This is a genomic window from Brevundimonas sp. FV1ye28 (genome assembly GCF_058681135.1).
On the sequence record NZ_CM178731.1, the window covers coordinates 2086188 to 2112453 of the forward strand.

21 protein-coding genes are annotated in these 26266 nt (G+C 68.5%); 12 read left to right on the forward strand and 9 right to left on the reverse strand.

What is annotated here, in order from left to right; genetic code table 11:
- Position 1 precedes the first annotated feature (1 nt).
- The 4 genes from ACW171_RS10245 to ACW171_RS10260 all read left to right on the forward strand — a co-directional run bounded on the left by ACW171_RS10245 (position 2) and on the right by ACW171_RS10260 (position 5290).
- Entirely contained in the window at positions 2 to 3034 is a 3033-nt protein-coding gene (locus ACW171_RS10245) for an SEL1-like repeat protein (protein WP_492093074.1), read from the forward strand.
- 113 nt (positions 3035 to 3147) lie between these two features.
- Positions 3148 to 4074: a sulfite exporter TauE/SafE family protein gene (locus ACW171_RS10250; RefSeq protein WP_492093075.1), complete on the forward strand. Its 927-nt coding sequence runs from the start codon at positions 3148 to 3150 to the stop codon at positions 4072 to 4074.
- A complete protein-coding gene (locus tag ACW171_RS10255; RefSeq protein ID WP_492093076.1) occupies positions 4071 to 4874 on the forward strand; it encodes a TIGR02186 family protein in 804 nt (267 codons plus the stop codon). Before ACW171_RS10250 ends, ACW171_RS10255 begins: the two co-directional genes overlap by 4 nt.
- On the forward strand, positions 4874 to 5290 hold the full coding sequence (locus ACW171_RS10260; protein ID WP_492093077.1) for a DUF3429 domain-containing protein: 417 nt from the start codon (positions 4874 to 4876) through the stop codon (positions 5288 to 5290). The genes ACW171_RS10255 and ACW171_RS10260 overlap by 1 nt, the downstream gene beginning before the upstream one ends.
- Here the strand turns inward: ACW171_RS10260 and pdeM are convergent.
- The 4 genes from pdeM to ACW171_RS10280 form a co-directional block, all read right to left on the reverse strand.
- Positions 5287 to 6030, reverse strand: a complete 744-nt coding sequence (gene pdeM / locus ACW171_RS10265; protein ID WP_492093078.1) for a ligase-associated DNA damage response endonuclease PdeM — start codon at positions 6028 to 6030, stop codon at positions 5287 to 5289. The two genes, ACW171_RS10260 and pdeM, sit on opposite strands and share 4 nt — an antisense overlap.
- Positions 6027 to 8594 (reverse strand): ligase-associated DNA damage response DEXH box helicase, encoded by a 2568-nt coding sequence (locus ACW171_RS10270; RefSeq protein WP_492096617.1) that lies wholly within the window; start codon positions 8592 to 8594, stop codon positions 6027 to 6029. The genes pdeM and ACW171_RS10270 overlap by 4 nt, the downstream gene beginning before the upstream one ends.
- 238 nt (positions 8595 to 8832) lie before the next feature.
- Positions 8833 to 9270: a type II toxin-antitoxin system VapC family toxin gene (locus ACW171_RS10275; RefSeq protein ID WP_492093079.1), complete on the reverse strand. Its 438-nt coding sequence runs from the start codon at positions 9268 to 9270 to the stop codon at positions 8833 to 8835.
- The gene (locus ACW171_RS10280) at positions 9267 to 9506 is read right to left on the reverse strand and encodes a hypothetical protein (RefSeq protein ID WP_492093080.1); all 240 of its coding nucleotides are present in this window, start codon (positions 9504 to 9506) and stop codon (positions 9267 to 9269) included. The genes ACW171_RS10275 and ACW171_RS10280 overlap by 4 nt, the downstream gene beginning before the upstream one ends.
- Before the next feature lie 89 nt (positions 9507 to 9595).
- On the opposite strand from ACW171_RS10280, the gene ACW171_RS10285 reads away from it, so the two are divergent.
- Positions 9596 to 12469 (forward strand): ATP-dependent DNA helicase, encoded by a 2874-nt coding sequence (locus ACW171_RS10285; protein ID WP_492093081.1) that lies wholly within the window; start codon positions 9596 to 9598, stop codon positions 12467 to 12469.
- A gap of 320 nt (positions 12470 to 12789) precedes the next feature.
- On the opposite strand, the gene ACW171_RS10290 is transcribed toward ACW171_RS10285, so the two are convergent.
- A complete protein-coding gene (locus ACW171_RS10290; protein WP_492093082.1) occupies positions 12790 to 13965 on the reverse strand; it encodes an acetyl-CoA C-acetyltransferase in 1176 nt (391 codons plus the stop codon).
- A gap of 181 nt (positions 13966 to 14146) precedes the next feature.
- Here ACW171_RS10290 and trhA point away from each other — a divergent pair, with 181 nt between their 5' ends.
- The 3 genes from trhA to ACW171_RS10305 all read left to right on the forward strand — a co-directional run bounded on the left by trhA (position 14147) and on the right by ACW171_RS10305 (position 15991).
- Positions 14147 to 14857: a PAQR family membrane homeostasis protein TrhA gene (trhA, locus tag ACW171_RS10295; RefSeq protein WP_492093083.1), complete on the forward strand. Its 711-nt coding sequence runs from the start codon at positions 14147 to 14149 to the stop codon at positions 14855 to 14857.
- A gap of 133 nt (positions 14858 to 14990) precedes the next feature.
- Complete coding sequence (phaR, locus tag ACW171_RS10300) at positions 14991 to 15647, forward strand: polyhydroxyalkanoate synthesis repressor PhaR (RefSeq protein ID WP_492093084.1); 657 nt, start codon at positions 14991 to 14993, stop codon at positions 15645 to 15647.
- On the forward strand, positions 15644 to 15991 hold the full coding sequence (locus ACW171_RS10305; protein ID WP_492093085.1) for a hypothetical protein: 348 nt from the start codon (positions 15644 to 15646) through the stop codon (positions 15989 to 15991). Before phaR ends, ACW171_RS10305 begins: the two co-directional genes overlap by 4 nt.
- A gap of 206 nt (positions 15992 to 16197) precedes the next feature.
- Here the strand turns inward: ACW171_RS10305 and ACW171_RS10310 are convergent, their stop codons facing one another.
- Positions 16198 to 16623 (reverse strand): hypothetical protein, encoded by a 426-nt coding sequence (locus tag ACW171_RS10310; RefSeq protein ID WP_492093086.1) that lies wholly within the window; start codon positions 16621 to 16623, stop codon positions 16198 to 16200.
- 92 nt (positions 16624 to 16715) lie between these two features.
- Positions 16716 to 17447 carry a glycosyltransferase family 2 protein gene (locus ACW171_RS10315; RefSeq protein ID WP_492093087.1) on the reverse strand — a complete coding sequence of 244 codons (732 nt, stop codon included), beginning with the start codon at positions 17445 to 17447 and terminating at the stop codon, positions 16716 to 16718.
- A gap of 76 nt (positions 17448 to 17523) precedes the next feature.
- Here ACW171_RS10315 and ACW171_RS10320 point away from each other — a divergent pair, with 76 nt between their 5' ends.
- Both ACW171_RS10320 and ACW171_RS10325 read left to right on the forward strand, forming a co-directional pair.
- Positions 17524 to 19218 (forward strand): ArnT family glycosyltransferase, encoded by a 1695-nt coding sequence (locus ACW171_RS10320; RefSeq protein ID WP_492093088.1) that lies wholly within the window; start codon positions 17524 to 17526, stop codon positions 19216 to 19218.
- Positions 19215 to 20135, forward strand: coding sequence for a hydroxymethylglutaryl-CoA lyase (locus ACW171_RS10325; protein WP_492093089.1), 921 nt, complete (start codon positions 19215 to 19217; stop codon positions 20133 to 20135). Before ACW171_RS10320 ends, ACW171_RS10325 begins: the two co-directional genes overlap by 4 nt.
- On the opposite strand, the gene putA is transcribed toward ACW171_RS10325, so the two are convergent.
- On the reverse strand, positions 20132 to 23278 hold the full coding sequence (putA, locus tag ACW171_RS10330) for a bifunctional proline dehydrogenase/L-glutamate gamma-semialdehyde dehydrogenase PutA (protein ID WP_492093090.1): 3147 nt from the start codon (positions 23276 to 23278) through the stop codon (positions 20132 to 20134). The genes ACW171_RS10325 and putA overlap by 4 nt on opposite strands.
- Positions 23279 to 23373: 95 nt before the next feature.
- Between putA and ACW171_RS10335 the strand changes: the two genes are divergently transcribed.
- Together ACW171_RS10335 and ACW171_RS10340 are read left to right on the forward strand one after the other, a co-directional pair.
- On the forward strand, positions 23374 to 23841 hold the full coding sequence (locus tag ACW171_RS10335) for an Lrp/AsnC ligand binding domain-containing protein (RefSeq protein WP_492093091.1): 468 nt from the start codon (positions 23374 to 23376) through the stop codon (positions 23839 to 23841).
- A 73-nt stretch (positions 23842 to 23914) separates the two neighbouring features.
- A complete protein-coding gene (locus ACW171_RS10340; RefSeq protein ID WP_492093093.1) occupies positions 23915 to 25000 on the forward strand; it encodes a glycosyltransferase family 4 protein in 1086 nt (361 codons plus the stop codon).
- A gap of 180 nt (positions 25001 to 25180) precedes the next feature.
- Here the strand turns inward: ACW171_RS10340 and ACW171_RS10345 are convergent, their stop codons facing one another.
- Positions 25181 to 26248 (reverse strand): substrate-binding domain-containing protein, encoded by a 1068-nt coding sequence (locus ACW171_RS10345; RefSeq protein WP_492093094.1) that lies wholly within the window; start codon positions 26246 to 26248, stop codon positions 25181 to 25183.
- Positions 26249 to 26266: the final 18 nt, after the last annotated feature.

The following is a 26266-nucleotide window of genomic DNA, read 5'->3' on the forward strand; positions in this document are numbered from 1 at the left end:
AGTGAGCGCAGCCGCTGCGCCTTGGAGCGTAAAGGGTATCGACCCGAAAGCGCGTGAGGTGGCCAAGGATCTGGCGCGTCGTTCAGGCATGACCCTGGGCGAGTGGCTCAACACCATGATTATGGACGACGAGGACGACGGCGTTTACCCGCTGCCGCGCCGCCCGCATGCCGCCGAACAGTTCGACCGTCGCGGTCGCTCTCGCCGTCTGGACGATGCCTATGAGATGGAGGGGCGCGTTGCCCCTTCCCGTGACCTCGGCCGTGACGACGAGACCCTGCAACGCGTCGCCGCCTCGGTAGAGGCCATCGCCGCCCGCCTCGAAGCCGCCGAGCGTCGCTCGACCCTCGCCATCCAGGGCGTCGATCAGGCCGTCGCCGGTCTGGTCCGCAAGATGGAGGCCCAGGACCAGCAGGCCGGTCAGTACGGACGCCGCATCGACGACATCTCCGACGAACTGAAGGAGGGCCACAAGCGCCTTCGTCGGTTCGAACAGGAGGCCGGTCCCAAGACCACCGAGACCATCGGCAAGGTCGAACAGGCCCTGGGCGGGCTGGCCGGTCGCCTCTACGACATCGAAGAGCGTCAGCGCTCGGGCCTGAACGAGGTGCGTCAGCGTCTCGACGGCGTCGAGAAGGCCGATGCCTGGGGCAAGACCGACACCGCCGTCGCCGCCCTGACCAGCCGTCTCTACGACCTGGAAGAGCGCAACCGCGCCCACGGCCAGACCCTGTTGTCGCGGATCGAGGCGGTCGAGAAGGCCGCGCCGGGCGCGGGTTCGGACGTCCTGGCCCGGGTCGGTCAACGGCTGGATGCGGCCCAGAGCCAGACCTCCGAGGCCCTGCGCAATCTGGAACGCTCCTTCGCCGGTCTCGACCAGCGGCTGCGCGCCGCCGAGACGCGCGTCGAGCCGGAGGGCGTGCGCGAAGCCGCCCGCTTCGAGAAGCTGGCCGAAACCCTGTCACGTCAGGTCGACGCCAACCGCACCGAGATGATGCGCCGGCTGGACACCGCCGAAAGCGAAGGCCGGATGGCCCGCATCGAGGCGACCATCGCCTCGCTCGGCGAACAGGCCCGTTCGTCCGAGCAGCGCTCCGCCCAGGGCATCGACGCCATGGGCCGCGAGGTCCTGCGCATCGCCCAGAACCTGGATGCGCGCGTCGGTCGCGTGGAGCAGATGGGCGAGGCCCGTCTGGAGACGCTGCAGGCCGGCCTGAACCAGACGATCTCGGAGAAGATCGAACGCGACATGGGCCGCTATGGCCAGGCGATCGAGCATCGCCTGACCCGCGCCGAAGACCAGCACGCCATCGCCATCGAGAAGCTGGGCGTCGAGATCACCCGCATCTCGGACCGCCTCGCCGACCGCATCGCCCAGTCGGAACGCAAGTCCGCCCAGGCCCTGGAAGACATCGGCCGCCGCCTGGGCGAGGGCTCGGAACGGATAGAACAGCGCTACGACCGCGCCTCGGGCGAACTGGCCGAGCGCATGCGCCTGTCAGAGGAGCGCACAGCCAAACTGCTGGCCGAAGCGCGCGAGACCTTGGACCAGCGCGCGGCGGCTCCCGTCGCGCCCATGCCCGCGCCGGTGTTCGATCCGACGCCTCCGCCTGCGCCGGAGCCCAAGCCTCAGCCGTCGGAAATGGCCGCCGAGTTCGCCCAACCCGACTGGCGCTCCGCCGCCTTCCCGGACGAGGACTTTTCCGCCACCCAGGCCGATGACGGCTGGTCGACCGACCCCCTGTCCAACGACCTGGAGCCCTTCCCGGAGACACCGTCCGTCGCGGTGCCCCCGCCGGCTCCGGCCGATCCGGAAACCGGCATAGAGCCCAGTCTGGCCAGCACGCTGCGCGGGCTAGACCATATCTCCGCCGAGCCCGCCCCCTTCGGCTCCGCGCCCCAACCGTTCGGCGGCTTCGGCGGCGCGGACGTGTCCGATGCGCTGGAAGCCATCGCCGAGATCGACCCGCAGCCGGTCCAGCAGCCTGTCTTCTCGGCGCCCGTCGCCGAGGCCTTCTCGTCGGCCCGCACCTTCGACGGCCGTGACGACGACTTCGCCGCCGAGACCGAGTTCGTGGACGCTCGCCGGATGCGCGCCGGCCTGGGCGGGGGCGCCGCCGCCGGTCGCGCCGCCTCGACCCGCGACACCATCTCCGCCGCCCGCGCGGCCATGAACACCCCGGCCGCCGCCGAACAGCCCGCCCCGCGCTCCAGCTTCGGCCTGGGCGGCCTGAAGAAGGGCGGCAAGTCGCGGCTGCAGGAACGTCTGGACAAACAGGCGTCGCGCGACGGCACGGCCAAGAAGGCGCTCCTGGCCTCCGTCACCGGCGTCGCCGTCGTCGCGGGCGTGATCTCGCTTGGACGCGTGACCGGCTATGACGTCACCGACCTGAACCAGCTCTTCGGCGGCGCGCCGACCGAGACCGAGGCGACCCCGATCGCCGCCCTGGCCCTGTCGACCGCCGATGCGCCGCTGGACGCCTCTCCCGCCGACAGCACCGAGGCCCAGACCCTGTTCGCCCAGGCGACGGAGCAACTGGACCGGAACGATCCCGCCGGCGTCGAGACTCTGACCCGCGCCGCCAATCTGGGCGAGCCGCAGGCGCAGCTGAAACTGGCGGGGCTCTATCAGACCGGCGACCAGGGCGTGACCGCCGACCTCGAGGAAAGCCGCCTATGGGCGCGGCGTGCGGCCGAGGGCGGCGACGCAGCCGGCATGCATGCCTTTGGCATGTATCTGTTCGACGGCGTCGGCGGCGCTCGCAACCGGCCGGAAGCGCTCGACTGGCTGAGAAAGGCCGCTGACCGAGGTCTGGTCGACAGCCAGTACAATGTCGCCCGCATCTACGAGAACGGCGACGAGGGCATCGCCCCCAATCCGACCCAGGCCTACCGCTGGTACCTGATCGCGGCCCGCGCCGGCGACCCTCAGGCCCAGGCCGCCGTCGACCGGCTGGCGCCGACCATCCCGGCCGCCGCCCGTCAGACCGCCCGCGCCCAGGCCGAGGCCTTCGCGCTGGAACCTCTGGCCTGACGAACCGCTCGCCTAAAGCTTGTTGCGGGTGGCCCTGAAACGGCCGTGCCGCTAAGACATCTTCGCTCGCCTTCCGGCGCCTAACCTGTCCGTTTCAGCCGAAGGCCTGCCCTTTGGAGATCTATCTGCCGATCGCCGAGGTTTCGGTGAACTGGCCGTTCCTGGTTCTGCTGGGCGCGCTGGTCGGATTCGTGTCCGGACTGTTCGGCATCGGCGGCGGCTTCCTGATGGCGCCGGTGCTGGTCTTCCTCGGCATTCCTCCGACCGTGGCCGTCGCCAGCCAGGCCAGCCATGTCGTCGCCTCCTCCACCTCCGGCGTGATCCGCTACACCGGCCAGGGCGCGGTCGACTTCAAGATGGGGGGCATCATGGCCGTCGGCGGCGCGCTGGGCGCCATCGGCGGGGTCGAGGTGTTCCGTTACCTGAGGCTGCTGGGTCAGGCCGATCTGGTGGTGGCCCTGTCCTACCTGATCTTCCTCGGCGCCATCGGTCTTCTGATGCTCTACGAGAGCCTGACCGAAATCCTGCGCCGGCGGCGCGGCGAGATCGCCCCGCACAAGGAGCGCCGCCGTCCGCTGTGGCTCTATGGCCTGCCGTGGAAGATGCGGTTCCAGAAATCCGGCCTCTACATCTCGGCCATTCCGCCGCTCGGTCTCGGCGTCTTCGCGGGCGTGCTGTCGGCCATCATGGGCGTCGGCGGCGGCTTCATCCTGGTTCCCGCCATGCTCTATGCGCTGCGGATGAAGGCGGGCGTCGTGGTCGGCACCAGCCTGTTCCAGATCATCATCACCACCGCCATCACCACCATCCTGCAGGCGGGCCGCAACCAGACTGTCGACATCGTCCTGTCCACGCTTCTGCTGATCGGCGGGGTCGTCGGCGCCCAGCTCGGTGCCCGGTATGCCGGCAAGTTCCGGGCCGATACCCTGCGGGCCGCGCTCGGTCTGCTGATCCTGTTCGTCGGCATCCAGATGGGGCTGGAGCTCTTCGTCCGGCCCTCCGACATCTTCCTGCTGGCGCCCGGGGTGTCGGACGGATGATCCAGGATATTCCGCCTCCCGCGGTCGTCGCCCCCGCGCCGGAACAGTCGGTCGATACGGCCGCCGAACTGCGCGTCGCCGCAGCCCTGACCGACGCACGGGTCCAGGTGGATTCCAGCTTCCGCGGCGCGAACATCGTCCTCTACGGGGCCGTCTTCAATCCGACCGACGACCCGACCGATGTCGTCGTGGTCGTGCGCGGCCCCGACGCCCCGATCCGTCTGGTCAAGAAGACCCGCAACCTCGGCGTCTGGCTGAACAGCCGTCCGGTCCTGTTCGAGGGGGCGCCCGGCTTCTACATGACCGCCTCGACCCGGCCCCTGTCGGACATCGCGGGCTTCGGTCAGTTGCGCAGGCTGGGCGTCGGCGTCGACCACCTGCGCATCGATGCGCCCGAGGAAAGCCGCACCGTGACCCGCTATGGCGTGCGCGATGTGGTCATCTCGCGTCTGGGCGAGGACTATCTCGACTGGCGCCGCGCCGTGATCCGGCTGAAGGAGGCGGCGGCCCTCTACGACACCGATCCGCAAGGCGTCACCTTCGTCGACCGAGGCCTGTTCCGCGCCCAGGTCGAACTGCCCGCGACCGCCCCGACGGGCGAGTATCACGCCGAGGTCTGGCTGTTCCGCGACGGCGAACCGGCGGGGGTGTCGAACCTGACCCTGACGGTCGAGAAAGTCGGCTTCGAGCGCGACGTCTACGAACTGGCCCACCGGCGGCCCTGGACCTACGGCCTGCTGTGCGTCCTGCTGGCGGCCGGCATGGGGTATCTGGCGAGCCGGGTGTTCAGGAGAAGCTGATGGATCGAACCAGGCTGACGGCGTGGACGCTGACGCTCGCGGGCTTGATCCCCTTCGTCGGTCTCGCGGCCCTGATCGTGATCAACCCGAGCGAGGGCGGTCGTTGGGTGGATCCTCTGAGCATCTATGGCGCGATCATCCTGTCGTTTCTCGCGGGCGCGCGATGGGGCAAGGCGTTCGCAGAGGGCGACCCTCGTCCCGCCACCCTGATCCTCAGCAATCTGCCGCCGGTCGCGGCCTGGCTGACCTTCCTGCCCGGCGTGCCCGCCGAGTTTCGGCTGCTGGTCCTGATGTTCGGCCTGATCGGCATGCTCTGCTGGGACTTCGACCCCTCACCAGTCTGGTACCGGAACCTGCGGATCATCGCGACAATGGGGGCGGCGGTCAGCCTCGGCGCCGTCATGCTGAGGCTCTAGACCAACCCCGCCCACGCCAGGGCATGGACCCGATCCTTGCCCAGCGCCGCGACCATCGGCGGCGTGGAGAACAGTCCGGCCACGGCCGTGTCGAGCACGTTCAGTCCCCCGGTAAAGGCGCCGAACGCCGGCAGGATCAGCCGCCGTCCATCGGTCACGAAACAGGGCCGGCGCACCATCCGCGCATGGGCGACGACGCGGGCGCAGGGGTGCAGGTGGCCCGCGACCTCGCCGGCCTCGGCCTGCGGCATCGGCTCGTGTGTGAGGTAGAGAGCGCCCAGCCGCATATCGCCGACGATCCGGCCGGGCAGGCGCGACACCGCATCGGCGTCGGCCTCTGTAAGCGCCTCCCGGTCATGGTTGCCCTCCAGCCAGACCCAGTCGCGCCCGAAGGCCAGCCGGTCCAGCCGCGTCCGATCGTCCGTCGCCATCCGGCCGATGGATTTCGTGTCGTGGAAGCTGTCGCCGAGCAGGACGACGCGGTCGGGCTTCAGCTCGGCGATCTCCGCCTCCAGCCTGTCCAGCGTCGCGCGGCTGTCATAGGGCGGCAGCATCTGGCCGCGGGCGGCAAAGGCCGATCCCTTCTCCAGGTGCAGATCGCCCGCCACCAGGGTCCCGTGCGTCGGCAACCACAGCGCCCCCGAACAGCGCAGCACGCAGAGCTCGCCCATAACCCGCACCGACAGGGATCCGCAGGGTCGCCGCGCCGGCGTCAGGGTCGCCTTCAGGGCCGCGTTCATGCCGCGCCCATCAGTTCGGGCGGCGCATCCTCCATGACCTCGTCGATCAGCTCCTGGGCCGAGGCGTCCAGGATCATCTCGGCCGCGTCGCCGCCCACGCGCTCTCGCCCGATCATCACCAGCACCGGCACGCAGAAGGGCGAGGCCCGCTCCAGGGCTGCGTGCCTGATATGTCCCGCGATCCGCGCCAGCAGCTGACCCAGGCGCGCGACGTCGAGCAGCCCCGCCGCGGCGTCGGACCGCGCGGTGCGCAGCAGCAGGTGATCGGGTTGGTGGCGGCGAAGCACGTCGTAGATCAGGTCCGTGGAAAAGGTCACCTGACGCCCCGTCTTCTCGGCGCCCGGCTGTCGACGCTCGATCAAGCCGGAAACGAGGGCGCAATTGCGGAAGGTCCGCTTCATCATGAAGCTCTCCTCCAGCCACGCTTCAAGGTCGTCGCCCAGCATGTCGGGCTGGAACAGGGCCTCCCAGTCCAGTCCGTCCATCGGCTTGATCGACCAGATGGCGAAGGAATAGTCGGTGACCACGAACCCCAGCGGACCGACGCCGAGCCGGTCGAGCCTGCGCGTCAGCAGCATGCACAGGGTCGAATGCGCCAGCCGCCCCTCGAACGGATAGGCCACCATGAAATGGCGGCTGCCGCGCGGGAAGGTCTCGATCAGCAGGCTGTCGGCGTCCGGGATATGGCTGCGCTGCTCCTGAAGCTCTAGCCACTCCTGCACGTCGACGGGCAGGACCCGCCAGTGGTCGCGGTCCTGGATCATGTCGCGCACCCGCGCGGCCAGCGACGTCCCCAGCGGAAACTGCGCCCCGCCCCAGGACGGGATCTTGGGGTCCTTGTCGGTGGCGTGGGTGACCAGGGCGTCCATGCCGTTGATGCCCTGAAACGCCCAGACCTGGCCGGCGAAGACGAAGGTGTCGCCGGGCGTCAGCTGTTCGAAATACCACTCCTCGGCCTCGCCGACCTTGCGTCCGCCGATCAGCTGTTTCGACGCTCCGCCACGCCGCGAAGCGACCTTCACGTTCAGCGTCCCCGCCGCCACGATGGCCCCGACGTTCATTCGGTGACGCTGGGCGATCAGTTGATTGCGGACGGTCCACTGTCCCTCCGGCGTCCGCACGATCCGCGCGAACCGGTCGTAGGTGCGCAGCGCGTATCCGCCGGTGGCGACGAAATCGACCACCTCCTCGAACGCCTCATAGGTCAGGCCGCGGTAGGGGGCGCAGGAGGTCACCTCGGCATGCAGGGCGTCGAGGTCGAAGGGCTCCGAACAGGCCACGCCCATGACGTGCTGGGCCAGGGTGTCGAGGGTGCCGATGTGATGCGGCTCCCAGTCGAAGGCGTTGTCGGCCACGGCCTCGCGCGCCGCCTGACACTCCAGCATCTCGAAGCGGCTGGCAGGGACCATCAGCGCGCGCGACGGTTCGTCGAGCCGGTGGTTGGCTCGCCCGATCCGCTGCACCAGGCGGCTCGACCCCTTGGGCGCCGCCATCTGGATGACCAGGTCGACGTCGCCCCAGTCGATGCCCAGATCCAGGGTCGAGGTGCAGACCACCGCCCGCAGCTCGCCCCGCGCCATCGCCGCCTCCACCTTGCGCCGCTGCTCCGCCGCCAGCGATCCGTGGTGCAGGCCTATGGGCAGGTTGTCGTCGTTGATGGCCCACAGCTGCTGGAACACGAACTCGCACTGCCAACGGGTGTTGACGAAGATCAGCGACAGGCCCGACCGCTTGATCGCCTCATAGACCTCCGGGATCGCATGCTGGCCGGTGTGCCCGGCCCAGGGGACACGCCCTTCGGACACCAGCACGTCGATGATCGGAACGGCGCCGGGGTCGCCTTTTACGATTACGATCCCTTCTTCCCTTGCGGGAGAAGGTGGCTCGCGCAGCGAGACGGATGAGGGGTCACGCTGACCTTCAACATCCTGCGTTGGTTCGATTGACTCCAACGGCCCGTACGACCCCTCATCCGTCAGCCTTCGGCTGCCACCTTCTCCCGCAAGGGGAGAAGGGAAGTGAGGCTGGAGCCATTCCGCGATGAGCTTGGGATCATCAATCGTCGCCGACAGCGCCACTCGCCGTAAGCCGGGCGAAAAGCTCTGCAACCGCGCCAGCCCCAGGTTCAGCAGGTCCCCCCGCTTGCCCGACCAGATGGCGTGGACCTCGTCCAGCACGATGCATTTCAGGTCGGCGAAATAGGCCCGCGCCCCGCCCCAGGCGCAGAACAGGGCCAGCTGTTCGGGCGTGGTCAGAAGGATGTCGGGCGGGTTCTCGCGCTGGCGCTGCTTCTTGGACTGCTTGGTATCTCCCGTCCGGCTCTCGACATGGATGTTCAGCCCGATCTCGCGGATCGGCGTCATAAGGTTGCGCTCGACGTCGGTCGTCAGCGCCTTCAGCGGCGAGACATAGAGGGTGTGTATGCCGCTGCCGGGTCCGAACTCAGGCCTCGGCCCGCGCTCGGCCAGTTCGATCAGGCTGGGCAGGAACCCCGCCAGCGTCTTGCCGCCCCCGGTCGGCGCGACCAGCAGGGCGTGCGACCCGGCCTCGGCCGCCGCGATCATCTCGAGCTGATGCCGACGCGGCGCCCAGCCCCGCGAGGCGAACCAGTCGGCGAACAGGGGCGGGAGGCTCACCGTGTCGGCGCCTCGAATTCACAGGTATTGTCTTCACCCCATCGGCCGCCGGAATCGAGGCAGCTGTCGATGTCCATGAACTCACTGTTGAAGAACCATACAAGACCGGCGCCCAAGACCAGAACCACCGCCAGTCCGGGCCAGAGACAGCCCTTTCGTTTCGCAGTCACGGCGCTGACCATGGTGAGAGCACCCGGCACCCGCTGTGCTCGAAATGGCGGACGTTTCTGGTCACCAAGGTGAAGCCGTGAACCAAGGCCGTAGCGGCGATCAGCTCGTCAGCAAAGCCGACACTGATCCCCGTGGACCGATACCGCTCGGCGAGTATGGACCAGGCCTCTATGACCGGCAGGTCGATTGGAAGAATGCGGGCACCGTAGTCTGCTATCGTCTGGTCGACGAAGTCTCGAAACCCATCACGTCGCCGCCCGTCGGTCAGTTTCAGAACACCGCGTCTCAGCTCGCCGACCGTCAGAACGCTGATGTGCAGCGCGTCGTCGAGATCGCGATCCAGATCGTCGCCGCCTATCCAGGTCAGGAAGCCCGCGTCGGGCATCGATCTGATCGCTTCGCTGACGGCGTTGGTGTCGAGCAGGAATTTCAAAAAGAGAAGTCTCTGCTCGGGCGAGGATCACGCTCGAGTTCGACGTCATCCAGCTTCGGCCCGGTAAGCAGCCATTCCCTGAAAGTTGGCTTGCGTTCCGAAAGCAGCCGGAACTGCGCCTCGCTCAAGATCGTCAAGGCCCCATAGCCTTCGACCGGAAGAGTCACAGGGCCGCCCGCCTCGACCTTCTCGGCCATGGCGCGGAGCCATTCATGTTGATCGACAGGCTTGTTCACCGGCGTCTCCTTAGCGCCTCGATAGCCCAAAAGAGGCTCCGGGGCCAGATGTTCCCGTTCCGTTTCAGGGCGTTCATCGCTATCTACAGATGGTGTCCGACGAATCCATCATCGCCAACCTCAGCCTGACCGACGCCGAGCCGTGGCTGGTCCTGCCCGCTGCCCTGGCCGTCCCGCCGGGCGCGGGGGCGATCTGCGATGATGAGGGCGCACGCAAGATCGGGCGCGGCGCGGCTGAGGGTGTCTTCACCGGCGGACCGGTCATGGTCGCCCATGCCAGCCTGACCGCACGCAGGCTCGGCCTGTCCGCCCCGCCCAGGTCTCCTGACCTGCTGGACGTTCTGGAGCTGTGGGCCTTCGTCCGCCCCGCGACCTTCTGCGCACCGTCGCCGAGCGGGTTGGCGCTGGCGCTCGGCATGGCGGAGCCCAAGGGAGCGGAGGCTCAGGCCGCCGCTCTGCGCGCCGCTGCCGCCGTCCTGCTCAAGGAACTGACCGATCCGGCATACCCGCATCGCGAGGACGCGTTTACCCTGGCCGAGACGCTGGGGCGCCCCTCCTCCGGCGGGCAAGCCTGGTCCTGGGCCTGGCGGGTCTCGGGCGCGCTTCAGGCTGGGCCTCTGCGCGCTCGCCAGTATCGCGGCTCCGGCCTCGACGCCTGGTCGCGGCTGGCAGAGTGGGAGGACGAGGCGCCGAGGGGCGAGGCGGGCTCGGCCCCGGTCGACAGCGAATCCGCCCGCATCCGGCTGGAGAAACTGCTCCAGGCCTCGGGCCTGGACGAGACCCGCCCGACCCAGTCCGACTACGCCGCCGAGGCCGCCTACGCCTTCTCGCCCCGCAACGAGGAGGGCAAGCCGCGCATGCTGCTGGCCGAAGCCGGCACCGGCACCGGCAAGACGCTCGGCTATCTGGCCCCCGCCTCGTTGTGGGCCGAGCGAAACCAGGGCGCCGCCTGGGTCTCGACCTACACCCGCGCCCTGCAGCGCCAGATCGACCGCGAAAGCGCCGCCCTGTGGCCCGACCCCGTCGAGCGCAAGAAGAAGACCGTCGTTCGCAAGGGCCGCGAGAACTACCTTTGCCTCTTGAACCTCCAGGACATGGTTCAGGCGGCACAGCTGGGCAACGGCGACCTGATCGGCCTGGCCCTGACCAGCCGCTGGGCGATGCACACGCGCGACGGCGACATGACCGGCGGCGACTTCCCCGGCTGGCTGCCCGGCCTGTTCGCGACCCCCGCGAGCACACAGGCCAGTGCGGGCAACCTCGTCGACCGGCGCGGCGAATGCGTCCACGCGGCCTGCCCCCACTACCGCACCTGCTTCGTCGAGAAGACGATCCGCGCCAGCCGCCGGGCCGATCTCGTCGTCGCCAACCATGCCCTGGTCATGACCCAGGCCGCCTTCGACGGCGCCCGCTCGGCGCGCGGCCTGAAACAGGACGGAGAGACCGCCGCCCTGAAACGCATCGTCTTCGACGAGGGCCACCACCTGTTCGACGCGGCGGACTCAGCCTTCTCGGCCTGCCTGTCGGGTCAGGAAGCGGCCGAACTGCGCCGCTGGATCCGGGGGCCCGAGGGGCGTGGCCGTCGCGGGCGGGGTCTGGAACAGCGGCTGGGCGACCTGTGCGCCGACAACGAGGCGGCGGCGAAGGCGCTTCAGGACGCCATCCGCGCCGCCGCCGCCCTGCCCGGCGAAGGCGTCTCCGGCCGGATCGCCCCGCCGTCGGGAGAGGTCAACCCGGTCGGGCCGATCGAACAGTTCCTGATGGCCGCGCTGGAGCAGATCCGCGCCCGCACGTCGGAGGCCGCCTCCTCGGCGTCGTCGGAGTTCGGCACGGAATGTTCGGTCCGCCCGGCGACCGAACCCCTGCTGGAGACCGCGCGCGGCGCCGCCCGCGCCATCGCGGCGGTCGAGGCGCCCTTGCTGGCCCTGGCCCGGCATCTGGAGGACATCCTCGACGACGAGGCGTCCGAGCTCGACGGCGCCTCGCGCGCCCGCATCGAAGGCGCTCTGCGCGGTCTGGACCGTCGCGCCCGCATGACCCTGCCAGGCTGGCGCTCGATGCTGGCGGCGCTGGAGGATGGCGGCGATGCGCCGGATCCCGACTTCGTCGACTGGCTGTCCGTCGAGACGGCGTTTGGCCGCATCCACGACGTGGCCCTGCGGCGTCACTGGATCGACCCGACCGTGCCTCTCGAAGCCGCCGTCATCCTGCCCGCCCACGGAGTCTTGGTTACGAGCGCGACCCTGTCCGATCCGATCGCCGAGGCGGCGGGCGGAGACCTGTTCGGCATGGCCCGGATGCGCACAGGCGCCGCGCGCCTGATCGAACCGGCGCGGACGCTGAAGGTCGAGAGCCCGTTCGACTACGCCTCCAACAGCCGGGTCATCGTCGTCAACGATGTGGCCAAGGACGATCCGCGCCAGACGGCGGCGGCCATGCGCGAACTGTTCCTTGCGGCGGGCGGCGGAGGCCTCGGCCTGTTCACCGCCATCCGCCGGTTGAAGGCGGTCTACGAACGCCTCGGCCCCGATCTGGCCAAGGCCCAGATCCCGCTCTACGCCCAGCACGTCGATCCGCTGGAAGTCGGCGCCCTGGTCGACATCTTCCGTGCCGAACAGGATAGCTGTCTGTTGGGTACGGACGCGGTGCGCGACGGGGTCGACGTGCCGGGTCGGTCGCTGCGTCTGCTCGCCTTCGACCGCGTGCCGTGGCCGCGTCCCGACCTGCTGCACAAGGCACGGCGCGAGAAGTTCGGGGCCAAGGGCTATGACGACGCCCTGGCCCGCGCCCGCATCGCCCAGGCGTTCGGACGGCTGATCCGCCGGGCGGACGACAAGGGCGTCTTCGTCATGCTCGACGCCGCCACCCCGACCCGCCTGTTCGCCGCCCTGCCGCCCGGGACCGAGGTGCAGCGGATGAGCCTGGTCGAGGCGATCGAGTTGACGCGAGCGTTCCTGACCTGACCCCCTCCCCGGCGCGGGCGGGTGAGGGGTCACACTGACGTGTCCAGTGAGCCTCAGCAGCACTCATTCCAGCCGCCGCACGACTCCTCATCCGTCAGCCTTCGGCTGCCACTTTCTCCCGCAGGGGGAGAAGGAAAGCGCTGTAGTTGGCAAAGGATCGCCGAAATCCCCCAACGATTCCAACGCCTCGATCTTTTGAGACCCCTTTTCCTTAACGCTCCCGCCAGCGGCCGCATACTCCGCCCATGCGCCCCCTCACCTCTATCCGAACGCTTCGGACGCTTCGGACGCTTCGGACGGTGTTTTCCAGTGCGGAGAGATCAGACCCGCTCGACGCACATGGCCACGCCCATGCCGCCGCCGATACACAGGGTCGCCAGACCCTTCTTCAGCCCCTCGCGCTTCAGCTCGTGCAGCAGGGTCGTCAGGATGCGCGCGCCCGAGGCCCCGATCGGATGGCCGATCGCGATGGCGCCGCCGTTGACGTTCACCTTGGCCGGGTCCAGCCCCAGTTCCTTGAGCACACACAGGCTCTGCGCCGCGAAGGCCTCGTTGGATTCGACGCGGTCCAGATCGGCCACGGTCCAGCCCGCCTTCTCCAGCGCCTTCTTCGACGCCGGGATCGGTCCCGTGCCCATGATCGCCGGATCGACGCCTGCGGTGGCCCAGGACCGGATGGTCGCCAGCGGCTCCAGGCCTCGCGCCTTGGCCTCACCGGCGGACATCAGCACCAGGGCCGCCGCGCCGTCGTTCAGACCGGACGCATTGGCCGCCGTCACCGACCCCTCCTTGTTGAAGGCCGGACGCAGCTTCGCCATCGACTCCAGGGTCGCGCCGTGACGGATGTATTCGTCCTTGTCGACGGTCACGTCGCCCTTCTTGCCGGGGATCACGACCGGCACGATCTCCTCGTCGAACTTGCCGGCCTTCTGCGCCGCCTCGGCCTTGTGCTGGCTGGCGAGGGCGAACTCATCCTGGGCCTCGCGGCTGATGTCGAACTTGGCGGCGATGTTCTCGGCCGTCTGGCCCATGTGATAGCCGTTGAAGGCGTCCCACAGACCGTCCTTGATCATGGTGTCGGTCAGGGCGATGTCGCCCATCTTCTGGCCACCGCGCAGATACTGGGCGTGGGGCGCCAGGCTCATGCTCTCCTGCCCGCCGGCCACGATGACCTTGGCGTCGCCCAGCGCGATCTGCTGATAGCCCAGCGCCACGGCGCGCAGGCCCGAGCCGCAGATCTGGTTCAGACTCCAGGCCGGGGTTTCTTTCGGAATACCCGCCCCCATCGAGGCCTGACGCGCCGGCCCCTGCCCCTGGGCCGCCTGCAGCACATGGCCCAGGATGACCTCGTCGACATCGGCCGGCGCGACGCCTGCCCGCTCCAGCGCCGCCTTGATGGCGATCTCGCCCAGCTTGGACGCGGGCAGGCTGGACAGACCGCCCAGGAAGGACCCGACCGGTGTGCGGGCGGCGGAGACGATGACGACGTCGGTCATGACATTATCCTTTATCGGGCCTCAACGGATGGGAGCTCCGTTAGGCCGCTGGAAACTTTGCGTGGCGTTTCTGCCGCATCCGCACGCTTTCGTCACCCGCCCTGGCCGCGTTCAGGTGAAAGTCATCCCACCACGCCACTATCCAGGGAACGACAGACGGAACTGCCGAGTTTGTGGGACCATGCTGAACACGCTGAAGCGCCACGCCCAACGCATCTGCACCCCGGATCAGATCGATCTGGAAGAGCATTACCAATCGCCCTCCGAACACACGGCCGACCTGGTCGTCCATGTCGTAGGCCTGACCCTGGCCGCCGTGGGCGGGATCGTCCTGGCCGTCCTCTCGGCCTTCTACGCCGGATTCGGCACGGTCTTCGCCACCGCGATCTACGCCCTGTGCCTGGTCGCCATGCTGACCTGTTCGACCGTCTACAATCTGACCCGCCCGTGCGCGGCCCGGCCGGTGCTGCGTCGCCTGGACGAGGCGGCGATCTTCCTGATGATCGCCGGGTCCTACACCCCCTTCACGACCCAGAGGTTCGAGGGTTGGTGGTCGATCGGCTTCACGCTCGTCGTCTGGACCATCGCCTTCGCCGGCGTCTTCGCCAAGCTGGTGGCCCCGCGCATCTCCGACGCCTTCTGGAGCGGGGTCTACGTCCTGTTCGGCTGGCTGGCCGTGCTGGCGCTGAAGCCGATGATCGACACCGTCCATCCGATCGCGCTCGGCCTTCTGGTGCTCGGCGGCCTGATCTACACGGCCGGCGTCTTCTTCTTCATCTCGCCCAGGCTGAAGTATCGCCGGGCGATCTGGCACGGGTTCGTCGTGGCCGGCGCGGGCGTCCACTGGGCCGCGATCCTCGTCGGTGTGGTGCTGGCCCCGAACATGGCCTGACACGAAAACGTCACCCCACTGGCGCGTCGCTTCGCGGTGCGGGATAACGGCCGCACGAGCGAGATCAGGAAAAGTTGCAGACTTTTCCGGTTCGATCTCGCGACCAACAAAGAATGCGAACAAGGACACCCAAGTGGCCGACAGCAATACACCGGGCGGAAAAACCAGGGACGGCGACGTGGTCGTCATCAAGAAGTACGCGAACCGCAGGCTCTACAACACCTCGACCTCGACCTACGTCACCCTCGACGATCTCGCCAAGATGGTCCGTGAAAACATCGACTTCGTGGTCTTCGACGCCAAGACGAACGAGGAACTGACCCGTCAGATCCTGACCCAGATCATCTTCGAGGAAGAAAGCCGGGGGCAGGCGCTGCTGCCCGTCCAGTTCCTGCGTCAGCTGATCGGCTTCTACGGCGGCCAGATGGAGGGCGTCCTGCCGTCCTATCTGGAGATGTCGCTCGAAAACTTCTCGCGCCAGCAGGAGCAGTTCCGCGACCAGATGACCAAGGTCCTCGGCGCGACCCCGGCGACGGGCATGATGGGCGCCGGCTTCATGGAAGCGGCGGCCAAGCAGAACATGGCCATGTTCCAGAACGCCATGAAGATGTTCCCCGCCTTCGCCTATGGCCGGAACGACGGCGAGGCCCACGCCCCGTCCTCGACCGCCGCCCCGACGCAGACCGCCCCCGCCGACCCGGCCCTAGACGAGATGCGCCGCCAGATGGACGAGATGCGCGCCCAGATCGATCGCATCGCAGGCGGACCCCAGGGCTCGTCCAAGCCGTGACCGAGAGCGTCCGCCCTGTCGGACCGATCGAGGGCCGCGACCGTCGCGCGGCCCAGAGGCGCGAGGTCGAACGCCGCGCCGGTTCGACCAGCCGCGAGCTGGTGCCGGTCGGCGAGGTGGTCGACGAGATCCCCGACCCGGCAACCCCTGCCGCCTCGACCCCTCCTGCCGATCCGGCGGCGGCCTTCGCGGCCCAGATGATGGGTCAGACCGGCCAGCGGCGCGGCCTCAAGGGCGGCCCGCCCGTGTTGGACGCGGCCCGCGCCACCTACCTCGGAGCCGAATATTCGGGCGAGAAGGACCGTCGCCCGCCCGCAGGCCTGATCAAGAAGACCGAACTCTAGCGACAGCAGAAAACTGGCCCGCCCCTTGCAGCCTGACCGGCGAACTTCCGCATTTCGGACGCCGCCATGACCCTCGCTCTCGCCGCCAAGACCTTCGACGTTCTCGTCGTCTCGCTGATCTTCGCGGCCCTCATCTAGGGCCTGACTCGGAAAAGTGTCAGCGGTTTTCCGTCAAGGTCAGGCCCCACGCATCAGGCGGGAAAGCCTCAGGCGCCGCCGCCGAAATCCAGGTCCTTGCGGGCCGATATGATGGTCACGATGAACCCGGCCAGCACGTCCAGCATGACCATGGTCACGACCAGGAAGAAGGTCGAGGTCGCAAAGCCCCGGATCAGCAGGAACTCGACCAGGCAGACCACGAACAGGATCATCGACAGGGCGTGATTGACGATCGCCACCTTCTGGCTCGACGTCGATTTCAGCAGTTCGAAGAACAGCAGGATCAGCGACAGGAACAGGATCAGGTCGCCGACCCCCACGTTCCAGCTCGCGCCCGACGCCATCGGGATCGAGAACATCGACTGGCGCAGCGCCTCATCCGCCGCGGCCATCCCGCCGCCGCCCAGGCCGGTCAGGACGACGATGTTGTAGAGGATCACCGGAATGACCAGCAGGGGCAGGGCGATCAGCATGGTCTGTGTCTCGCGATTGAACGGCCGAGCTTGTTAACGACGCTTACTCCGGTTCGCTCCATACGGCTACGGCGGTTCCCCACCGAGGCGAGCTAGAATTCGGTGATCGCCCCCGGTCGGCGCGACCGCGTCTTCAGCCACATCACGCCAAGAAGGTCGGAGAACGAGTTCTTCAGCCGCCCCCAGTTCGTATATTTCGACTGCCCCGTCTCGCGATGCCTGTGCCCGATCGGCAGATAGCGGTTCTCGTACCCCTCGCGGATCACCAGCGCCGGCAGATAGCGGTGGACGTGATCGAAATACGGCAGCCGCAGGAACACGTCCCGGCGGAAGGCCTTCAGTCCGCACCCCGTGTCGTCGGCGTCGTCTCCCAGCAGCCGCTTCCGGATCCGGTTGGCCCATCGCGAGGCCCACAGCTTGGCCTCGGAATCCTGTCGCTTCTGACGCACTCCCCCGACCAGGGCGACCTGCGGCGGCGCCGCGATCAGGGCGTCGGCCAGCTTCGGCGCATCGGACGGAGGGTTCTGGCCGTCGCCGTCCAGGGTCACCACAATCGGCGCCCGCGCCGCCAGGACGCCTGTCCGCACCGCACGGCTTTGGCCCGCATTGGTCGCATGGGCCAGCACCCTCAGCGTCGGCAGCTCGGCCATCAGGGCTCTCAGCTCGGCCAGGGTCTCGTCCCTGGAGGCGTCGTCGACGAAGATCATCTCGTGCGGCCGACCGCCGAAGGCCGCCGCGATCTCCCGCGCCAGCGGCACTGCGGCCCCGGACTCGTTGTGGACCGGCACGACGATGGAGATTTCTGGGGCTTCTGCGGTCTGCATCCCGGTTCTCTAGCCTCAAAACGCAGCATCGCGCCACGGCTGACGCCCGGCCAAATGCCGTGGTAGGAACCGTCTCATGACGCGCCCGAACCTGGATCGCCACATCGCCGGCTGGCGCGGCCCTTTGCTGGCGGCGCTCGTCGCCCTGATCGCCGGCCTGCCCAGCCTGTTGCTGCTGCCGCCGCTGGACCGGGACGAGAGCCGCTACGCCCAGGCGACCTCCCAGATGCTGGAGAGCGGCGACTATGTTGACATCCGCTTCCAGGACGACCCGCGCTGGAAGAAGCCCATCGGCATCTACTGGATGCAGGCCGCGGCCGTCGGCCTGACGTCCAAGGTCGAGAACCGCGACATCGCCCCCTACCGCATCCCGTCCCTGCTCGGCGCCATGCTGGCCGCCTGGGCCTGCGCCTGGGCGGGCGCCGCCCTGTTCGGCGCGCGGGCGGGCTTCCTCGGCGGCGCCATCCTGGGCGCGACCTTCCTGTTGTCGTCCGAGGCGGGCATCGCCAAGACCGACGCCATGCTCTGCGGCACGGTCACCCTGGCCATGGCCGGTCTGGCGCGGCTCTACATGGCGTCCCGCGTCGCGCCCCTGGTCAAGGGCGACCCGACCCAGCGGCCGTGGAAGCTGATGTTCTGGCTGGGCCTCGGCCTCTCCATACTAGTGAAGGGGCCGATCGGGCTTCTGGTCGTCATCCCCGGCCTTATCATGCTCTGCCTCTGGGATCGCCAGTGGGCCTGGCTGAAACGTCTCGGCTGGGGCTGGGGCGTGCCCCTGCTCGTCCTGATCGTGGGACCGTGGGCCATCGCCGTCACCATCGCCACCGACGGCGGTTTCTGGCGCGAAGCCATCGGCAACGATCTGGGCGGCAAGGTCACCGGCGCCGCTGAGAGCCATGGCGGATTCATCGGCATGTACGCGGTGATCGCGCCCCTTCTGCTCTTCCCCGCCACCCTGATGCTGCCCGCCGCCCTGTCGACGGGCTGGAGCCGCCGCGCCGAGCCGGCGATCCGGTTCTTGGTCTGCTGGCTGGTCCCCTGCTGGCTGATCTTCGAGATCGCCCCGACCAAGCTCGCCCACTACACCCTGCCCACCTTCGGCGCGATCGCCCTCCTGATGGCCGCCGCCCTGACCCGGCCGATCGGCAAGATCTCGCGCTGGACCGGAGCGGGTCTCGCCGTCTTCGCCGCCGTCCTGATCAGCGGCATCGCCGTCTACGGCCTGACCGTCTTCGGCACTTCGACAGCCCAGACCTGGGCCACGATCACCGTGGTCTGCGCCGTCATGGCCGCCCTGATCGGCGGGTTCCTGCTGCTGAATCGCGCCGCCATCACCGGTGTCCTGATCGCACTGGGCTTCGGCATCGTCGCCCATGCGGCCCTGGCCGGCACGATCCGCCAGCTGCGCCCCCTGTCCATCGCGCCGCGTCTCGAAGCCATGCTGGAGACCAACGGCCTGTCCCCCAGTCAGGGCCTGACCCCCGGCCCGGTCGCCATCACCACCTTCCACGAGCCCAGCGTCGTCTTCGTCACCGGCCGCGATACCCAGCTGACCGACGCCGCCGGCGCCGCCCGCGCCCTGGCCGAGGGCCGGCCCGCCATCGTCGAGGCCGGCGACGACGAGGCCTTCCGTCAGGCCACCGCCCAGACCGGCGTCCCCGGCCGCGCCGTCGGCGTCGTCACCGGACACAATTACTCCAGCGGCGACGACGTCCGCCTGACCGTCTACGCCCCGACAGGCGCCTCGGGCCAACAGGACGCCGCGCGGTGAGTCCTCGCCCGATCCAGATCGTCGAGGTCGGTCCCCGCGACGGCCTCCAGAACGAGAAGGCCATTCTCGATCCCGCCACCCGCGCCGAACTGGTCCTGCGTCTCGAGGCCGCTGGCGCCCGCCGCATCGAGGCCGTCAGCTTCGTCCACCCGAAACTGGTGCCCCAGATGGCCGGCGCCGAAGAGGTCATGGCCGCCCTGCCCGCCGCGTCCGGCCACAGCCGCATCGGGCTGGTTCTGAACGGCAAGGGCTATGACCGCGCACTCGGAACCGGGGTGGACGAGGTCAATGTCTCCCTCTCGGTCACCGACGGTTTTGGGCTCAAGAACCAGGGCCTGGCCGTCCGCGATCAGGTCGCCATGCTGGCCGATATCCTCGCCGGGCGACGCAACTCCGAAGGCGGGCAAGCGCCGGTCCCGAGCCTGTCGGCGGTCCTCAGCTGTGTCTGGGGCTGCCCCTTCGACGGCGAGGTCTCGGTTTCCCAGGTGACCGACCTCGTCGGCGAGCTCGCCGCCATGGGCGTGGCCGAAATCGGCCTGGCCGACACCATCGGCGTCGGCGACCCATGGAGCGTCACGCAAAAGATCGAGGCGGCGAAAGCCGTCGCCCCCGACGCGACCCTGCGCCTGCATTTTCACGACACCCGCAACACCGGCGTCGCCAATGCCTATGCGGCCGTGGAAGCCGGGATCGACGTCCTCGACGCCTCGGTCGGCGGCATCGGCGGCTGTCCCTTCGCCCCCGGCGCCACGGGCAATGTCGCGACCGAGGACCTAGTCTACATGCTGGAGCGCGCCGGCTATTCGACCGGTTACGACCTCGACGCCCTGATCGGAACCGCCCGCTGGATCGGCGACAAGATCGGTCGCCCCGCCCCCAGCGCCCTCAGCCGCGCCGGAGGCTGGCCGCGCCTCTAGAGGTTCAGCAGCGCCGGATCCCCGCCCTGGGCCGAGATATTGTTCGAGATCGCCTTTTCCGACGCATAGCGGATCAGGCTGTTGGGCCCGCCCGCCTTGGGACCCGTTCCCGACAGGCCCTCGCCGCCGAACGGCTGGACCCCGACCACGGCGCCGGTGACGCCCCGGTTGATATAGACATTGCCCGCCGGGACCAGGTCGATGACCTCCTCGGCGAAGGCCTCGATGCGCGAGTGGACGCCCAGCGTTAGGCCGTAGCCCCGCGCCGCCAGCTTGCCGGCCACCGTCTTCAGGTCCTTCGGGTCGTAACGATAGACGTGCAGGATCGGGCCGAAGACCTCGCGTTCCAGATAGTCCGGGGTCGGAATCTCGGCGATGGTCGGGGCGAACAGATCGCCGCGCTCGGACCCGTCCGGCATCATCGCCCGGGCGACGATCTTCGCATCCTTGTTCAGCCGCTCGACATGGGCCTCCAGCGCCTTGCGGCTCTCGGTATCGATCACCGGCCCGATGTCGGAGGCCGGGTCGGACGGATCGCCCAGCACCTGGGCCGCCAGCGCGCCCTTCAGGCCCTCGATCAGGCTGTCGGCCGAATCCTTGGGCGCATAGAGCACCCGCAGGGCCGAGCAGCGCTGGCCGGCCGATCCGAAGGCGGACGAAATCACGTCGTCGATGACCTGTTCGCGCAGGGCCGTGGTGTCCACGAACATGCCGTTCAGACCGCCCGTCTCGGCGATAAAGGGGATGATGGCGCCCGGCCGCGCGGCGATGGAGCGGTTGATCGCCGCCGCCGTGTCCGTGCCGCCGGTGAAGGCCACGCCGTCCACGCCCGGATGCGACACCAGGGACGCGCCCACCGTCTCGCCGCGCCCGGGGACTAGGGCGAGCAGGTCTGCGTCCAGCCCCGCCTTGTGATAGAGCCGCACGGCTTCCGCCGCGATCAGGGGCGTCTGTTCCGCCGGCTTGGCCAGCACCGCATTGCCTGCCGCCAGGGCCGCCGCGATCTGGCCGGTGAAGATGGCTAGCGGGAAGTTCCACGGGCTGATGCAGGCGAAGACGCCGCGTCCGTGCAGGACCAGCCGGTTGGTCTCGCCCACCGGCCCGTTCAGCACCTGCGGCCCGCCGAAATCCTTCTCGGCCAGCATGGCGTAGTAGCGGCAGAAGTCGGCGGCCTCGCGCACCTCGGCCACGCCGTCGTTCAGCGTCTTGCCCGCTTCCCGCGACAGCAGCGCCACCAGCCGGTCCATATCGGCTTCAAGCGCATCGGCCATGGCCCGCAGCACCGGCGCCCGGCGCGATCCGCCCGCACGGTCCCAGGCGATCTGGGCCTTGGCCGCCGCATCGGCCGCATTGTCGATGTCCTGCGTCGAGGCCTCCGACACATGCCCCAGCACCTGCGACCGGTCATAGGGATTGGTCACGTCCTGCGCGTTCGTCCCGGCCAGCAGCTTGCCGCCCACGATGGGTCCGGAGGTCAGCTTTTCGGCATCGACCTTCTGCAGGGCGGCGGCGTGCCGTTCACGATCGGCCTTCTGCGAATAGTCGCGGCCGAGCGAGTTCTGGCGGTCCATGTACATGTCCTTGGGCGTGGGGATCTTGGCGTGGCGGTGGGGTTGCGCCTCGACCGCGGCGATGGGGTCGGCGGCGACGGCCGAGGCGGGCACCCGCTCGTCCAGCAGGGCGTGGACGAAGGACGAATTGGCTCCGTTCTCCAGCAGGCGACGGACCAGATAGGGCAGCAGGTCCTCATGCCCGCCGACGGGGGCATAGGCGCGAACCGTGACGGGACCGAAGGTTTCGGCCGCCGCGTCGTACAGGGCCTCGCCCATGCCGTGCAGGCGCTGGAACTCGATCTTGACCCCGGCTTCCTTGGCCATGTCGTGCACGGCCGCCAGGGAGTGGGCGTTGTGGGTCGCGAACTGCGCGTACAGATGCGGCGCCGCGTCGATCATGGCCTGGGCGCAGACCAGATAGTTGAGGTCCGTCGCCGCCTTGGTCGTGAACACCGGATATTCGACCCGCCCCATGACCTGGGCGCGCTTGATCTCGGTGTCCCAGTAGGCGCCCTTGACCAGACGCACCATCAGCCGACGCTTCGAGGTCCGCGCCAGCTCGGCGACCCGCTTGATCACCTCGGGTCCGCGCTTCTGATAGGCCTGGACCGCGAGGCCCAGCCCCTTCCACTCGCCCAGCGACGGCTCGTGCGCCAACCGGTCCAGCAGCTTCAGCGACAGGGCCAGACGGTCGGCTTCTTCCGCGTCCATGGTGAAGTTGATGTCGGCGGCGGCCGCGATCTTCGCCAGTCGCAGGACGCGCGGATAGAGCTCGTCCCACACCCGGCCTTCGTGCGTCGCCTCGTAACGCGGCGACAGGGCCGAGAGCTTGACCGAGACGCCGTGGCCGACCTCGGGGCCCTGGCCCTTGGCGGTCTTGCCCACGGCGGTGATGGCGTCGGCGTAGATCTTCTCATAGCGTTCGGCGTCGGCGGCGGTCCGCGCGCCCTCGCCCAGCATGTCGAAGCTGCACAGCCAGCCCTCGCGGTTCGACCGCTTCAGCGCCGCCTCGATGGTGCGACCGACCACGAACTGCTCACCCATGATACGGACGGCGGCGGCCACGGCCTGGCGGATGACCGGTTCGCCCAGACGGCCGGCGACGCGGGTCAGGAAGCCCGGCAAATCGGTCTTGGCCTGCTCGTCCGCATCGACCAGCTTGCCCGTCAGCATCAGGCCCCAGGTCGAGGCGTTGACGAACAGGCTGTCGGATTGGCCCAGGTGGCTGGCCCAGTCGGCCGAGCCGATCTTCTCGGCGATCAGACGATCCCGCGTATCCTCGTCCGGCGTGCGCAACAGGGCCTCGGCCAGACACATAAGGGCCAGACCCTCGCGGGTGCCGAGCGAGAATTCCTGCAGGAAGCTCTCGACCACCCCCTGTTTCTTCTGGCTCTTCCGGGCATGCTCGACCAGTCGAACGGCCTCGTCCACCACGGCCTGACGCGCGGCGGCGTCCAGCGGCGAGGCGGCCAGCAGGGCCCGAACCGTTGAGGGTTCGTCGGCGAACTTGCCCTGATCCAAGGTGTCCCAGTCTTGAGACAGGACGGGAACGGAAGAGGCGGTGAGGGGCGTCATGGCTTCAGCGATCATCCTGTCCTGTATGAACTTGCCTATATGTCGGACCCATCCGAATGTGCATCGTATGATCGAGGCTCGGACCGACGATCCTTCGGAGTTTAGACCCTTTGGCCGTTGAAAATCTGGACGCCGTCGATCGCCGCATCCTGAACGCTCTTCAGGAGGACGGCCGGATCTCTAACGCGGAACTCGCCCGGCGTTGCAATCTCTCGCCCGCCGCCTGTTTTGAACGGGTCCGTCGTCTGCGTGATCGACAGGTCATCACTGGCTACGCGGCCCTGATTGATCCGGCCAAGGTCGGGCGCGGTCTGATGATCTTCGTCGAGGTCCTTCTGGACCGGACCACCGGCGACCAGTTCGAAGCCTTTGCGGAGATGGTCCGTCGCCAGCCCGAGGTGCTGGAATGCCATATGGTGGCTGGCGGGTTCGACTATCTGATCAAGGCGCGGGTGGGCGACATGGACGCCTATCGCATCTTTCTCGGCAACGTCCTGACCCGGATGCCGGGGGTGCGCGAGACCCGGACCTATGCCGTTCTCGAAGAGGTGAAGTCGACGACCGCTCTTCCGCTGTAGGAGGCGTCTCGCCTTCCTGCGAACAACGGGCTAAGTCTTTCGGCCCTGTCCCGGTGAGACCCGTCGCCCACCCATGCGCATCGTTCTGGCCACTGACGCCTGGGAGCCCCAGGTCAACGGCGTCGTCCGCACCCTAACCCGGACCGTCGCGGAATGCCGCGCCATGGGGCATGAGGTCGAGGTCATCGAACCCAGCCAGTTCCGCACCATCCCGGCGCCCACCTATCCCGAGATCAAACTGGCCCTGGGTGCGGAAGAGGAAATCCGCGAACGCCTGCGCGCCATCGAGCCGGACGCCGTCCACATCGCCACCGAAGGCCCGATCGGCATCGCCACCCGCCGCATCTGCGTGGAGTGGAAACTGCCCTTCACGACCAGCTACCATACGAAATTCCCCGAATACATTTCGGCCCGCTTCCCCGTCCCGGTCCAGGTCGGCTACGCCTACATGAAGTGGTTCCACAAACCGTCGGGCCGGCTGATGGTCGCCACCCCCACGCTCAAGAAGGAGCTGGAGGACCACGGCTTCAAGAACATCTCGCCCTGGACGCGCGGCGTCGACACCGATCAGTTCCGCCCCGACCTCGAACGCATCTTCGACGATTTCGGCGGCAAGGACTGGCCCCGCCCCTACTGGCTGAACGTCGGGCGGGTGGCTGTCGAAAAGAACATCGAGGCCTTCCTCGAGACCGATCTGCCGGGCACCAAGATCGTCGTCGGCGACGGCCCGGCCCGCGCCGAGCTGCAGGCCAAATACCCCGAGGCCAAATTCCTCGGTGCCAAATTCGGCGAGGATCTGGCCCGTTGCTTCCGCGACGCCGACGTCTTCGTCTTCCCCTCCTGGACCGACACCTTCGGCCTGGTGATCCTGGAGGCCATGGCCGCCGGCACCCCGGTCGCGGCCTATCCCGCCCATGGCCCCATCGACCTCGTCCCAGGCTCCAACGCCGGTGCCATCGACGAGGATCTGAGGACCGCCTGTCTAGAGGCGCTGAAGTGCGATCGCGACGCCACCCGCGCCTATGCCGAGAAGTTCAGCTGGCGCGCCTCGGCCGAACAGTTCGTCGAGAACCTCGAGCCCTATCCCGAGCCGGAGCGCGGCCGGTTCTGGCGTCGCCTGCGCCGCATCGCCCGCGTTCGGCGCAGAGCCGCCGCCTGACTTAACATCGGCGAGCCAGCCAGGCCGCTGTCTTCACTCGCTTTTTGAAGAATATCGGGCCGGATATCTAACACGGTCCGGGGCGGTGGTATGCTGTGCGCCGGTCTTTGACATCACAGCACCAGCACATCGCAAGCGAGACTCTGTAGACTCTATTTTAGGAGTCGCGCGCGCCCCGCCTCAGTCCGGCCGCGCCATCGGCGTCATGGCCGTCGCGATGGCGCGCTGCTGAACCAGTTCGGCTTCCGGCAGCGGCACCAGGCCGCGATCCTGAAGATAGCCGCCGCGTCCCACGGCCGCCTCGGACGTGAACTCGATCAGGAACTCCTGCAGGCCCGGCGTCACCCCGATGTGAGCCTTCTTCACATAGATGTAGAGGCTGCGGGCCAGCGGGTAGGAGCCGTTCGAGATATTCTCCGGGGTCGGATAGACGCCGTCGATGGTCTCGGCCTTCACCGTGTCCATGTTCTGTTCGAGGAACGAATAGCCGAACACGCCGAGCGAACCCGGCGTCCGCGTCAGGGTCTGCAGAATGGCGTTGTCGTTCTCGCCCGAGTCGACCCAGACGCCGTCCTCCCGCACCGTGTGGGCCAGGGCCTCGAACCGGTCCTCGTCCTGATCTTCGACGGCTGCGACGGCGGGGATCAGCTTGGCCCCCGGCGTCATGCCCAGTTCCAGGAAGGCGTCGCGCGTACCGGACGTCGGCGGCGGACCATAGACCTGGATCCGCTGGTTCGGCAGGGCCGGATTGATGTCCGACCATGCCCGGGCCGGGTTCAGCACGAAGGTCCCGTTCGGGCCGGGAACCTCCTTGGCCAGACCTTCGTAAAGGTCGTTCAGTTCGAAGTTGAAGCTGGCGCCGGTCCGGGCCGTGGCGACCACGATCCCGTCATAGCCGATCTTCAGCTCGACGATCTCGGTGACGCCGTTTTCGACGCATTTGTCGAACTCGGACTGTTTCATCGGCCGCGAGGCGTTGGCGATGTCCGGGGTCGAAGGGCCGACGCCCTGGCAGAAGGCCTGGATGCCGCCGCCCGTGCCGAGCGACTCGACGCGCGGCGGAGCGCCTTCGGGATTGTTGCGGCCGAAATTCTCGGCCACCCGCGTCGCGAACGGGAAGACGGTCGAGGATCCGGCGGCCCAGATGCCGTTGCGCTGCCCCCCGCCCTCACCGCAGGCGGACAGGCTCAGCGCCACGACGGCGGTTCCGGCGACGAGACGCAGACGGCGGGGCATAAAGGACGACATCGGACAGTCTCTCAGGCG

Excerpts from the sequence above, each read along its gene's own strand:
- ACW171_RS10255 (WP_492093076.1), top strand. The coding sequence starts at position 4,071 with ATGATCCAGGATATTCCGCCTCCCGCGGTCGTCGCCCCCGCGCCGGAA.
- ACW171_RS10260 (WP_492093077.1), top strand. The coding sequence starts at position 4,874 with ATGGATCGAACCAGGCTGACGGCGTGGACGCTGACGCTCGCGGGCTTG.
- pdeM (WP_492093078.1), bottom strand. The coding sequence starts at position 6,030 with ATGAACGCGGCCCTGAAGGCGACCCTGACGCCGGCGCGGCGACCCTGC.
- ACW171_RS10270 (WP_492096617.1), bottom strand. The coding sequence starts at position 8,594 with ATGATCGCGGCGGCCGAGGCCGGGTCGCACGCCCTGCTGGTCGCGCCG.
- ACW171_RS10285 (WP_492093081.1), top strand. The coding sequence starts at position 9,596 with ATGGTGTCCGACGAATCCATCATCGCCAACCTCAGCCTGACCGACGCC.
- ACW171_RS10290 (WP_492093082.1), bottom strand. The coding sequence starts at position 13,965 with ATGACCGACGTCGTCATCGTCTCCGCCGCCCGCACACCGGTCGGGTCC.
- trhA (WP_492093083.1), top strand. The coding sequence starts at position 14,147 with ATGCTGAACACGCTGAAGCGCCACGCCCAACGCATCTGCACCCCGGAT.
- ACW171_RS10310 (WP_492093086.1), bottom strand. The coding sequence starts at position 16,623 with ATGCTGATCGCCCTGCCCCTGCTGGTCATTCCGGTGATCCTCTACAAC.
- ACW171_RS10315 (WP_492093087.1), bottom strand. The coding sequence starts at position 17,447 with ATGCAGACCGCAGAAGCCCCAGAAATCTCCATCGTCGTGCCGGTCCAC.
- ACW171_RS10320 (WP_492093088.1), top strand. The coding sequence starts at position 17,524 with ATGACGCGCCCGAACCTGGATCGCCACATCGCCGGCTGGCGCGGCCCT.
- putA (WP_492093090.1), bottom strand. The coding sequence starts at position 23,278 with ATGATCGCTGAAGCCATGACGCCCCTCACCGCCTCTTCCGTTCCCGTC.
- ACW171_RS10340 (WP_492093093.1), top strand. The coding sequence starts at position 23,915 with ATGCGCATCGTTCTGGCCACTGACGCCTGGGAGCCCCAGGTCAACGGC.
- ACW171_RS10345 (WP_492093094.1), bottom strand. The coding sequence starts at position 26,248 with ATGTCGTCCTTTATGCCCCGCCGTCTGCGTCTCGTCGCCGGAACCGCC.